This window comes from Endozoicomonas ascidiicola, assembly GCF_001646945.1.
Taxonomy (GTDB): Bacteria; Pseudomonadota; Gammaproteobacteria; order Pseudomonadales; family Endozoicomonadaceae; genus Endozoicomonas; species Endozoicomonas ascidiicola.
In genome coordinates, this window is the sequence record NZ_LUTV01000005.1 from 503416 (window position 1) to 515440 (window position 12025).

A 12025-nucleotide genomic window follows, 5' to 3' on the forward strand; every position below is an offset into this window, starting at 1 on the left:
CGGCAGACGAAATATTTACCGCTATTCCAATCATCTCATTTCCAGCGCCGGCTTCAGGAAACACCAGTAAACTGAAAATTGCTGTTGCCATGCTCAAGGTGGTGCGAGAAGAAGTAAGGGGTAGAGTGCTACGTCTGGTTGCTGACTGTTGGTTTATGAATGCAACCTTGATAGAACCCACTATAGAACCCACTCTTGCAATGGGTATAGAGGTTATTGGTCAAATACCCAGGAATCGTGCCCTATATGCACAGCCGGTGGAGCTCCTCAAAAAGAAACGAGGACGACCCAGAAAATACGGCACCAAAATGACGGCAGATGAAGTGGAGAAATTATCGGAGCACAAGGCTATCGTATGRTTGTACGGCAAGCATCGTACAATACGTTATCGAACCATGATTTGTCGTGCCAAATTCCTCAAAGGCCGGGAGGTGCGAGTCGTTTGGAGCCGTTTTGAAAATGACAAAGGGTTAACCGAAAGCAGGATATTCATCTCAACCAATATAGAGCRTGAAGGATTAGACGTTCTACGAGGCTACAGAAAGCGATGGCCAATTGAGCCGATGTTCAATCAGCTCAAACACGCTTTCGGCTGTCGCCACCTGTGGCAGCAAAAGTTGAGATCGGTTCTTCGATGGATGCATTTGAAAATGGCAGCCTATGCATTATTGCAACTGCTGACCGTCTGTAAAAATCAAGCATGCCTGAGTATCTCGAGTTTACCCTGGCGAGATCAGGACACTACGACCGCTGGCATGATGAGAACTGCGCTCTCAAAAATTATTCCCCGGTTCCCAATTCGCGAGGGTTGGAACCGATATTGGCAAAAATATGAGTTCGATTYYGAYARRCTGACCGACCAGTTARTTTGYGRTAAGGGYAAAGCCGYATAACSAAAGGCTTTYAGACAAAAAAACCGAATATAAGCGAGCCTGAAAAAATAGTTCGTCGATGTTGTTTATTTTGAAATTATGCAATCTGACCAAACTTCCGTTTTATGGGAAATCTAAAGTCGAGGTCATTTACTTCTTGATAATTTAACACATCACTTTATTACCCCCCTGTTTTCAAAGGAATTTCTGCGAAAACCCTTTATACTTTTTTTGAATATAATACTTTGGTTTCAAGGAGTTATTACGAAAAGACCATTAGAATTATATTTGTAACACGACATTATTTTGATTAACGGATAACTAATGGAACGAATTTTCCATACAGCTATCTCATAGAAATGACATTGGAGATAAAACCAACGTAACTGTGAACGATATATTTAGGAAGGACGCCATGAATATTACTAACCCAGTGAAATATATCATCCATACGCTATGTCTTGCATGGGCGATTACCCACGCAGTCACTCTCCATGCAACAACGCTTCATTCAGAGCCTGTTTCGTCACTGGAGTATTACACTCCCTACACCCACGGTCTTGCTGACAGCTCAACAGAGATGCCTGAAATAAGCGCCCAGACAAACGGCGCCAACAACAAGCACAACTTTTTCAGGCGAGAAAATAAACGTAACTCTGAACGTGCGGGCTCCTTTGTCTACAAATCAATCGACGATCCTAATAAGGTAATAAACCAAACTGCCGGCACTGTGCTTCTTTATGGACTTGATGGGGTCGGGCTTGGGGAGAGCGTCAGGGAAGGTGTTGAGTTCATCAAAAAGAACACCCGCTACTCTTTTGGCGATTGCGCTGACCTGAAATTGAACCCCGGCAAACTAACTGCTGCCAGCTGTATGACAGATGGTGGTAACGTTGAACTGAATTCCGATTACGACTTCGACGCTGTCAGTGTAAAGTTTCGTTGGCCTTTATAATATAATTTTGCCGATCATGAAAAAGTGACTGAAGAAAGGTTAAAATGATTAAGTATTTGGTCAACTACTTACAGCTTTAACTTACCTCGGAAGTCACATTTGAACACCCGCAGCCTATACTCACAATTCCATCGACAGCTCCAAACGTTCTCCTCATGGCAGCTGATCGCTATCGCCAATGCAGTCACAGAAAGAGCATGGCCCAACTTCGCCCTGTTTTGTGAAATCACCGAGTTTGGAGAATCAGCTGAACTCCGCCATTGTCTGGATATGCTCTGGGACTTCGTTGCTGGTCTTCAATCATCAAAAAATTTTGAACGCCTGCTTGAACGGCTGGATGAACAATCACCGTCACCAGACGATTATGACATCTTTGGCGTGGAACCAGCCCTGGACTTTACCGTCGGCCTTCACTGCACAATCAACTGTGCAATGAAAGCGTCTGTTGATGAAGCCGCCAGCGCACTGACCGTGTCATTAAGCACCATCGGTAAATTTATCAAGTATGCGGAAGCGGAAGATCTGAACGGTACGGAGCTATCCCAATACATCGAAAATCACGAGCTTTATCAGGTACAGCTGGATTTCATCCATGAACTGATCACTATGATCAGTGATCAGCCCACGCCTTCAAAAGCACTTTCAAAGGAACTTAAAATATTCTCAGCCAATGACGGTATCAGCCAGCTGGGTATCAGTGTGGACTGATAAGTTTCCTCATCAACGTCCAATATTACCCATAATATCTCGAAGCAGGTTGTATATTCTCTGCTGCGCGTTAGACATAGCTTCATAGTTCTGATTGTAAGTCTGCATTGCCCGCTGCAACTGAACCGTTTGCAGCTGGCTACTGCCGGTCAGGTTGTCTCTAACATTGTCTAACGTTGTCCTCAGTGCACCCCAAGCGGCTGGTGTCAGGTCTCCATCGCCAGCAGGGTCACTGAAAGGAACGCCCAGTTCGGTCAGAACATCTTTCTCCCGCTGGGTCAGTATGGGTCTTCCCGCAGAAGTAAACTCACCAGCAACCGGTCCGTTAAAGGCCAGTTTGCGGGCAAAAAATCCATCAATAGTTTCCCCATCATGGGTTGCGGTTAGATCGCTGACATTTTCGCCATTGTATTCCCAGTTATGGAGGCCGCCAGATTCATAAAGAACATAGCCGTCTCTACCGGAATTACTGTCATGGGCATAGCCGTTGAGATCCGGTGCAGGTATTGTCGGTGTAGCGGTATTTACATCGGCTATCCACAACCCCTGATTTCTTCGGGTAATGACAACTTCAGAAATATCGTGGGTACCTCCAGATAAATCATCAGGATCCAGACCGCCGGTGGCGTTTGGAATCAATGAAATTTCAGTACCATCTTCCAGTAACAAGGTCATCCTTTCCGTTACAGGAATACCCACCTCTAATGCATCTACGGTCGTTCCACTAGGCACAGGGATTAATAATTGATTCCGATAAATCAGCTGATTGCCCATTGCATCCGATAAAACAAAGGACGAGTTTGAATCCCCATCTTCACTGAATTGAAGGCTATAACCATTTTCCAGCGTGATATTGCTACCATCCACGCTCCAGGTATTACTGGCATAGTCAGCAGCACCAAACTGCGCCACATTTGACTTGGCAATCATACCATTAATGGCATCAGCCGCTTTATTACTGACATCAATTTCATCGATAATCCGCCGGACTTCAGTATCCAGCATCTCCCCTCTTTCCAGATACACAGCGGCAATAAAATCCTGCTGGCTCATTTCCAAAGGGTTTAGGGTACGAACGCCGTTGTTCGTTGTTACGCCGCGAATTGGATCCATACTGTTCTCATCCCTGAAAACTGTTTTTTATTAAATGGCTGACCGTGACTGCGCTGAGCTGTTATACCAATGGCGTTTTTAAATTTTGGAACGAGCAAGTTATTTTGGGCGACTGGGCAAGGCGAAGAGACGAGTCATAGCCGTAGCTATGGCGAGGAACTTCAACGCTGATCCAGTCGGTCAAAATGACTGCGCAGCCCATAATTTAAAAACAGAATTGGTATTACACAAAACCAGAACGTTTCTTCTTTACCCGCTGGCCTTTTACCACATCGTTTTCCTGCTTGAGTAAGCGCCGGCCAAGTGCCATATCCTTTCGCTTTTCATCGGCTGCCTGCTTCATATTACTTTTCAGTTCAGAATGAAATCGAAGAAGTTCTTCACGAGCCTTCTGCCTTTGCTTGGCAGACCAATGGTCGCTATTAATAAACGCTCTCAGTTTTTCTCTGTCCATACCGCCTTTTTCCATAAACTCTTCCTGCTTTGCCAGCATTTTTCTGGCACTTTCAACAACGGCCTGAGATTCAGCCATGACCACTGAAGAGGTTTTCTGTAATTTCCGAACATCCACAAGTTTCAGTGTTATCGGCATCGTTCCCTCCGTTATCCTTATGCGTTGTCCTGATGGAAACTCTCTGGATACCTTTATCGGTAAATCTTCACATCTATATAGGGGCTATTAACGTTTCATTGACTACTCAGCGGGGCGTAACAGCAGGAGAATCACTTTACTTTGAAGGGAAACCCGATAACCTTCACCGGATAAAAGTAATACCAATGGCGTTTTTAAATTGTGGAGTGAGCAAGTTATTTTGGCCGACTGGGCAATACCCGAGGGCATAAAGGCGAAGAGACGAGTCATAGCCGTAGCTATGGCGAGGAACTTCAACGCAGATCCAGTCGACCAAAATGGCTGCGCAGCCCATAATTTAAAAGCAGAATTGGTATAAGACACAGCTAAATAGCGAGCAGAATAAAGATGGATGTAGCCGAGTTCGAAGCCCTGATGTTACAAGTCCTCGTGGGTGGGCTTGTACTGTTCATGGCCTTTATCGTTTATGACCTTGCCAAAAAGTCCAATGCCGGAAAATGGGGTACCTTTGTACTTTTTGGCGCACTGGGTCTGGGAGTGCTTGGGTTTTTGATAAAAACCGTATTGGTCGAATTTGTTCTTTAAATGATCGGCACCTTCACAGATAGCCCAGCCATTCCAGCCACAAAATGCCTGGGCCAAGCCATATGGACAAATAGAGCAGGCTCATGATGATACCGGCAAACCACCAACTGCCCAGAGAAACATAACCCGCTCCGAATAAAATGGGGGCAGGGCCATTACCGTAGTGAGTAATTACTCCACACAAACTACTCATAAATGCCAGCATCAGTGCGCCTCCCAACGGCGAAATGCCAGCGGCGAGAATGATCAACAGAAAGCTGGTGTACATTGCACTGATCTGTGCTGTGGCCGCGGCAAAAAAATAGTGAAACAGGTAATAAATCACACAAAGCATCAATAGGGTCATACTTGCTGAAAAGCCGGAAAATAATCCTCCTACGTGGTCACATGTGAACTGCACAACACCATAAGCGCTGAGGTAATGAGCCATGGTGATAAAGGCGCCAAACCAGATCATGGTATCCCAGGCACCTTTATTGCCAATCACGTCTTGCCAGTCCAAAACGCCTGTAAGAATCAACAAACTCACTCCTAGCATGGCTACCAGCGTTGGCACAACACCAAAGCCTAACCCGAATACCCAAAGCAGTAAAAGTACGATGAAGGTGGCCAGCATGATCCACTCATCCCGTTTTAATGGCCCCAGCTGAGCCATCTTCTCTTTTGCGAGACTGACTGCTCCTGGTGTTTTTGTCAGCTCTGGAGGAACCAACTTATAAAGCGCCAAAGGCATAATAATCAGACTGATGACACCGGGTACAATGGCCGCCAAAGCCCAACTTCCCCAGGTAATCTCAATTCCCTGACTGCCCGCCAAGCTTAGAATCATTGGGTTACCCGCCATTGCCGTTAAAAACATGCCACTGGTAATGGCATTTCCATGAAAAACAACGAGAGTAAGAAACCGACCAAGACGGTTTGCCGTTGGCCCTGGGTGGCTGTCATAGATATGGGCAATTGACTTCATAATTGGATGAACAACAGCACCCGCACGGGCAGTGATGCTTGGCATGGCAGGTGCAAGAAACAAATCCGTAAGTGTTAAACCATAAGCCAGAGTCAGCGTGCGCCTGCCAAGAATCCGCATAAAACAATAGGCTATACGCATTCCAAGACCCGTTTTAATAAAGCCATGGGAGATAAAAAAAGCCAGTACTGATAACCAGGTAACCGGATCGCCATAGCCCGACAACGCTTCCTTAATTGACAGTGTACCTGTCAGGCCAAGAACGGTTAGCCCAACCAGAGTGACTGCTGACATCGGTGCCGGTGCCAGCATCACACCCAACAATGTTGATAAGAAGATAATCAACATATGCCAACCACGGTCATCCAGCCCTTCTGGAGCGGGTAATAACCAGAAGAAAAGACCAAGAGAAAAGGGAATCAAATAACCCGATAGCACTTTAAAATTGATTTTTTTTGTATCTGTTTCTTCGCTACCTGCTGCTGACTGCCTCACAATCTGTCCTTCTCGTGTCTGATATTATGAAGGCAAAGTCTAGTAGAGGTCTGGTTATACACTGATAATTCCAACTATAATTCCAACCTTGTTTATTCATTATGCCTTCCCTGCCAATGCACCTACCCAGTAAAAAACGGTCAAAACGGTCAAAACGGTCAAAACGGCCCGGTCAATCACCCAGATTGTTTCTGGTCAATAAACCCTATGGTGTGTTGACACAGTTTACGGATCAGGAAGGTCGCCAAACGCTGAAGGACTTTGTTGATATTCCGGGTATATACCCTGCGGGCAGGCTGGACCGTGATAGCGAAGGTTTACTGCTTCTGACCAATAATGGTCAATTACAAAACCTGATCAGCTCGCCAAAACACAAAATGCCAAAAACTTACTGGGTACAAGTTGAAGGTATTCCTGATGAAACCAGTTTGGAAAAGCTGAGAAATGGTGTGATTTTAAACGATGGTCTGACCTTGCCAGCAGAAGCAGACATTATTGAGGCGCCTGCCGTCTGGGATAGAAACCCACCCATCCGGGAGCGAAAATCGATTCCTGATTGCTGGCTCCAACTCACCATTAAGGAAGGTAAGAACCGTCAGGTAAGAAGAATGACGGCAGCTGTGGGCCATCCAACTCTACGGCTTATTCGTGCCAGAATTGGTCACTGGGATTTGAATAAGTTAAAACAGGGGATGTGGAGAGAAATCGAAGTCCCAAAAGATATGAAAGAGATCATTAAAAAATACGAACATAACGCGGAAAGAAAAAAGCCCACTTATAAATAAAGTGGGCTTTCAGTAAAATACATTATCAACTGAAAATACTTTTAATACACTCTTCCATTTCTTAGAGACACAGGATAATCCAAAGCTAACCAGGAAAAGTAACCATCTCTGAGGAAGAAGACCCGTTCATATCCCCACAAGGCTGCCAAGTAGCTGCCTATAGCACCTCTCATGTGATAAGTGCTATTACCGTAAATCACTATTGGTGTTTCTTTATCAAGTATCCCGGGAACCAATAGCTGACGAAAGCTTCCTCTCAAATCAAGATGTTCCGAGCCATCAATATGGCCATATTTCCACTGCTTTACTGGCCTGACATCAATAAAAAGAGCGCCAATATCGTGAAGACGTTTGGCCTGATGGGTATTAATAGTAATGACACCATTGATTTGTTCTGGTGCCTCATCTTGCGCAACAACATTTGTGGACAATATAAAACAAACCATCCACAGGGGTAAAAAATTCCATTTCATGATATGCGGATCCATTATTAAACAACACTAATTAAGAATTATATGGAGCTAAGACCCACCTACTTGGAACGATTAGGATTTAAAAACTCAATGTTCAAAGCAATGCAGCATATAAGCGGCATATATTCCTCATCACGGCCAGATTCCGAAGATTCTTGTCAGAATTAAAGATGAATTAAACCAGCCACTGAAGGACCGACAGAAAAATGCCTGAGGGCTAACTAAGGGCTAAAAAGCCGACCGAGAGATTAACTCAGCCAGCTTTGCAGCTTACCTCTAAGGCGTAAGGCAGCCTGTGAGTGAATCTGACTGACCCGGGACTCACTGACGCCCAGCACTTTCCCAATCTCTTTCAGATTCATTTCTTCGTTGTAATACAGCATGAGCACCAGCTTTTCCCGTTCTGGTAACTTATCGATAGCCTCTACAAGGGCTGTTTTGAACTTATCTTCCTGTATATCCCCTGATGGTCCGCGATCACCAGAGCGGGCCTGCATTCTGGACTCTTCGCTATCGAAAAGCTCTTCGTAACTGAAGAGACGGCAACCTCTCAGATCACTGAGAATGGTGTAATACTCATCAATCTTCACATCCAGCTCTTTAGCCACTTCCGCGTCCCTGGCATCCCGCCCTAATCGAGCTTCAACCACCTGGACAGCTTCAGTAATTTTGCGACTGTTTCGATAAACGGATCTAGGTCCCCAATCCCCTTTACGAATTTCATCCAGCATCGCCCCGCGAATACGGATACCGGCAAACGTCTCAAAGCTGGCTCCCTTATCCGCATCGTACTTCGAAGCAGCTTCCAGCAAGCCAATCATGCCAGATTGAACCAAATCATCAATCTGAACACTGGCTGGCATCCTGGCCGCCAGATGATTAGCAATTCGCTTTACCAGAGAGCGGTGATTGGTCACCAACTCATCCATATTTATGTTCTTTTTTTGTAAATCCTGTGCAGTCAACGTCATGATTAGATCCTCTCCTTGATCCTGTCAGACATAAAGAATTCAATACGGCCTTTAGGCTCAGAAATTGGAAGCTTAGCCAGTTGATGTCCTATCCGGTGAAACGCCCTTGCTGCACGACAATCATCATTGATTGTCAACAGAGCCTTCTGTTGCTGCGTTGCTTCACCCACTGCTTTATCAAATGGTATAGCGCCCAGAAAACTGATCACTATTTGTTTGTCGTCTTTAATAAGTTCCTGCAGTTTTTCAAACTGTTTGGCTCCGCCACGTCGACTACTTACCAGATTCACGACGATATAAAACTGGTGAACATTGAAAACCCGGTATAGAAGTCGAATCTGTTTAACAGCATCGACAACAGAAACATCTTCCTGACTGATTACAATAATGACTTCGGTGGCTGCCTGAATAAGTGTTACATTATCCGGCGCCAACCCAGGTGCAGTATCAACAACCAATGTATCCAGTTCTGACTCAAGAGCATCCATGCCCTGAATCAGTTCGACCGCTCTAATAGTCTGGATACTGTCCTGCCACTCGCCATCTTCCATCGGTGTATACAGCCTTACACCGGACGGTCCATCCTGTAATCCCTTATGCTTTTCTTCAATCGTAGAGAACAACAAATTCGACGACAATAGATCTCTATTATTCTTTTTATTTACTCCAAGAGTAAACTCAACATCTGGAACAGAAAGATCACCATCCATAAGAACGACGCGTTGTCCAAGCTTAGTCAGAGCCAAGGCCAGATTAACTGCAACGACGGTTTTTCCTACACCACCTTTACAACCTGAAACCGCAACCACTCTCTTGTTTACTTGCGTCATCATTCTCACTTGAATTTTCTATGGTTTAAAAAAACGCATATATAAAAACGACATAGTTTATATATCAATCTGCATGCCAATTTTGTTTCAACATCAAGAAATGCAACCATAATCAACGCCAAAAACCAGTAAAATCGTAACTTATTGTTTTTTATGTACTTATAATTATCGATTTCTTTTCAATTTCGTTATTTTTTTGACATAAATTAAATTTCGGTAAGCTCAGGAAAAACTTGAGGTTTTTTTCGCTATCGCCAAAGATAGATATTTGACAGTGTCACTATATAGTGACGTTAATTCGTCGTTTAATATTTTTGAAAAATGAAATACATCGAGAAAATCAGTGGAAAGAAAAAACCAATATTGAGAAACACCTGAAAACCACAAAAACAAAAGCCTGACAAAAACCAAACCAACAAAAAATAAAACAACCCCACTTCTAAAAATCAAACAAAAAAAATGGCTACCAATTGGTAGCCATTAAATTAAAGTCAAAACTTAATCAGTCTTTACAGCTTCTTCATAACGCTGTAATCCATACTTCCTCATTTTTTCAACCAGCGTCGTTCGTCGAATTTGTAATTTATCTGCAGCCCTAGCAACAACACTATTACAATCACTCAATGCCTGCTGAATCAGACTTTTTTCCAGCCGAGTTAGATATTCTTTTAGATTTAAACCACCAACTGGTAGAACAGCTAAATCTTCAGAAGAGGCCGTACCTGCTGGTTGAATACTATCAGGGAATAAATCAGCAACCCCATCATCATCTTGATTCATCATATCAAGATGACGGAAGCTGTCTGGTAAATCCTGAACACCAATAACCCCGTACGGATACATTATGGCTAATCTTTCCAGTAAATTGGCCATCTCACGAACATTGCCAGGCCAATCATGCCGGCACAGAGACAGAATCGCTGCAGAACTTAATCGAATAGAACCACGCCCCTGTTTTTCCATATTGTGCGTCAATTCATTGATCATCAGAGGAATATCTTCAGGGCGTTCTTTTAACGAAGGCATTTCAATAGGGAATACATTTAATCGATAATAAAGATCTTCTCTGAAGCTACCTTCAACAATCATCCCCTCCAGATTTTTATGGGTGGCGGCGATAATTCTGACATCCACCGCAATAGGCTCAGTACCACCAACACGTTCAAACGTTCGCTCCTGTAAAACACGAAGAAGCTTTACCTGCATATGGAGAGGCATATCACCTATTTCATCAAGAAAAAGAGTACCACCCTGAGCTAGTTCAAACCGACCTTTTCTGGTCGTTACAGCCCCCGTAAAGGCGCCTTTTTCATGCCCGAAAAGCTCACTTTCCAGAAGATCTGTTGGAATAGCACCACAATTTACCGGTACAAAAGGTGCGCTTCTCCGGTGGGATTGCTCGTGTAAATTTCGCGCAACGACTTCTTTACCTGTACCAGATTCACCGGTGATCAAAACATTGACATCACTTTCTGCCACCTGCGCCATGGCAGATCGAACCTTGCGAATTCGCTCACTTTTCCCCACAAGACCACGGAAAAGCTGAACCTGTTGAGTATAACCAGTTTGATGTGCCTGCTTCCATTGCTCACGGTATACCTGTCCATAATGCAGACTGGATAAAAGCTCTGGTTTGCTGCAAGGCCATTCAACCCTGGAGATAATCTGTCGGGCTAATGAATTGGGAAGGTTACTTGGAAGGTCATCGGCAATTCGGACAACAGGCACCCCGCCACACCAGTTTTGTATTCTGGAGAGCATACCTTGAAGGGAGCTTTCTGCCTGAAGGAAATCACCAAGAAAGAGCGCCGAAAACGATTCTGGAGGGTACGCACTGACGGCATCCTCCCAGTAAACCGCACTAATTGCGACGGCCCGATAACCCATAAACTGCAGTATTGTGCTCAGATCATGACGGCGAGATTCGATATCTTCAATGATCAGTACCTGTTCAGCTGTTTCCATAAGACGACGATCCTTGTCATCCAGTAAGTTAATACAGCGTAGATACAAATATTCGGAATTAAACTGCCTCTTTATATTTCAGTAAAGATGCAAAAAAACTTTACGTCAAATTTTTGTTTATTTTTTATTTCGAAAAAATATAAAACTTTTTCTTTCAGATCATATAAACACAAAAAAGCCCCGATGTGAAATCGGGGCTTGATTTAAATCAAATCAGAAAACGTATTGAATTCTACCCACCAGTGCATCGCCACTATCATCGGCATTAGCCACGTTTTCAATAGATGCATGATTATCAACCTGTCCAGTCACGTAATTCATACTCGCCCGTACATTCTTGGTTGGAAAGTAATTAACGCCTAATGTATAGCTTGAAGCTTCTACATCTTTTCCATTAATTCCTTCAGATAAGTAGTTAACCAAATGAAATCATATATTCCTGACCGACCTGCTCAAACACTCGTATGACTTCTGCTTCAAACGCCTTAAAGTCCATGACCTCAAAGAGATTCAACCATTCATACTTCACCTTTTGCCATAGCATTTCTATCAAGTTCAGTTCTGGGGAGTAGGTTGGCAGATAGCAGACAAGTATCTTCTTTTCGATCGCCCAGTCGGYCAGCTCCTCTCGGAATAACCGACTCGTGTGGATACTGGCGTTATCAACCATTACCACCGTGTAACGGTCACCAGAACTGTACTTGGGAGCGGCCA

General features: G+C 44.2%; 14 protein-coding genes. 5 read left to right on the forward strand and 9 right to left on the reverse strand.

Going from position 1 to position 12025, the window contains the following annotated elements:
- The 3 genes from AKL11_RS15980 to AKL11_RS15990 all read left to right on the forward strand — a co-directional run.
- Nucleotides 1-893: IS701 family transposase (locus AKL11_RS15980; protein WP_172807307.1), on the forward strand; the 893-nt coding region annotated here is incomplete at its 5' end.
- A gap of 394 nt (nt 894-1287) precedes the next feature.
- Entirely contained in the window at nt 1288-1827 is a 540-nt protein-coding gene (locus AKL11_RS15985; RefSeq protein WP_157673600.1) for a hypothetical protein, read from the forward strand.
- A 99-nt stretch (nt 1828-1926) separates the two neighbouring features.
- The gene (locus AKL11_RS15990; protein ID WP_067519210.1) at nt 1927-2535 is read left to right on the forward strand and encodes a DUF416 family protein; all 609 of its coding nucleotides are present in this window, start codon (nt 1927-1929) and stop codon (nt 2533-2535) included.
- Nucleotides 2536-2547: 12 nt separating this feature from the next.
- On the opposite strand, the gene AKL11_RS15995 is transcribed toward AKL11_RS15990, so the two are convergent.
- Both AKL11_RS15995 and AKL11_RS16000 read right to left on the reverse strand, forming a co-directional pair.
- Nucleotides 2548-3648, reverse strand: a complete 1101-nt coding sequence (locus tag AKL11_RS15995) for a hypothetical protein (RefSeq protein ID WP_067519212.1) — start codon at nt 3646-3648, stop codon at nt 2548-2550.
- 223 nt (nt 3649-3871) lie between these two features.
- A complete protein-coding gene (locus AKL11_RS16000) occupies nt 3872-4240 on the reverse strand; it encodes a hypothetical protein (protein ID WP_067519214.1) in 369 nt (122 codons plus the stop codon).
- Nucleotides 4241-4627: 387 nt separating this feature from the next.
- Here AKL11_RS16000 and AKL11_RS16005 point away from each other — a divergent pair, with 387 nt between their 5' ends.
- Complete coding sequence (locus AKL11_RS16005) at nt 4628-4825, forward strand: DUF2788 domain-containing protein (protein WP_067519216.1); 198 nt, start codon at nt 4628-4630, stop codon at nt 4823-4825.
- Between the two features lie 13 nt (nt 4826-4838).
- On the opposite strand, the gene AKL11_RS16010 is transcribed toward AKL11_RS16005, so the two are convergent.
- The gene (locus AKL11_RS16010) at nt 4839-6287 is read right to left on the reverse strand and encodes a DASS family sodium-coupled anion symporter (protein ID WP_245673297.1); all 1449 of its coding nucleotides are present in this window, start codon (nt 6285-6287) and stop codon (nt 4839-4841) included.
- 101 nt (nt 6288-6388) lie between these two features.
- Here AKL11_RS16010 and AKL11_RS16015 point away from each other — a divergent pair, with 101 nt between their 5' ends.
- The gene (locus AKL11_RS16015; RefSeq protein ID WP_245673295.1) at nt 6389-7072 is read left to right on the forward strand and encodes a pseudouridine synthase; all 684 of its coding nucleotides are present in this window, start codon (nt 6389-6391) and stop codon (nt 7070-7072) included.
- A gap of 41 nt (nt 7073-7113) precedes the next feature.
- Here AKL11_RS16015 and AKL11_RS16020 read toward each other — a convergent pair whose 3' ends face one another.
- The 6 genes from AKL11_RS16020 to AKL11_RS16045 form a co-directional block, all read right to left on the reverse strand.
- Nucleotides 7114-7545, reverse strand: a complete 432-nt coding sequence (locus AKL11_RS16020) for a rhodanese-like domain-containing protein (RefSeq protein WP_157673601.1) — start codon at nt 7543-7545, stop codon at nt 7114-7116.
- A gap of 248 nt (nt 7546-7793) precedes the next feature.
- A complete protein-coding gene (locus AKL11_RS16025; protein WP_067519218.1) occupies nt 7794-8516 on the reverse strand; it encodes an RNA polymerase sigma factor FliA in 723 nt (240 codons plus the stop codon).
- A gap of 2 nt (nt 8517-8518) precedes the next feature.
- On the reverse strand, nt 8519-9349 hold the full coding sequence (locus AKL11_RS16030; RefSeq protein ID WP_067582548.1) for a MinD/ParA family ATP-binding protein: 831 nt from the start codon (nt 9347-9349) through the stop codon (nt 8519-8521).
- A 495-nt stretch (nt 9350-9844) separates the two neighbouring features.
- Nucleotides 9845-11311, reverse strand: a complete 1467-nt coding sequence (locus AKL11_RS16035) for a sigma-54 dependent transcriptional regulator (RefSeq protein WP_067519222.1) — start codon at nt 11309-11311, stop codon at nt 9845-9847.
- 213 nt (nt 11312-11524) lie between these two features.
- Nucleotides 11525-11734 carry a porin gene (locus AKL11_RS16040; protein ID WP_067519224.1) on the reverse strand — a complete coding sequence of 70 codons (210 nt, stop codon included), beginning with the start codon at nt 11732-11734 and terminating at the stop codon, nt 11525-11527.
- Nucleotides 11727-12025, reverse strand: a 299-nt coding sequence (locus tag AKL11_RS16045) for a transposase (protein ID WP_067519226.1), incomplete at its 5' end; no start/stop codon positions are given. The genes AKL11_RS16040 and AKL11_RS16045, both read right to left, overlap by 8 nt.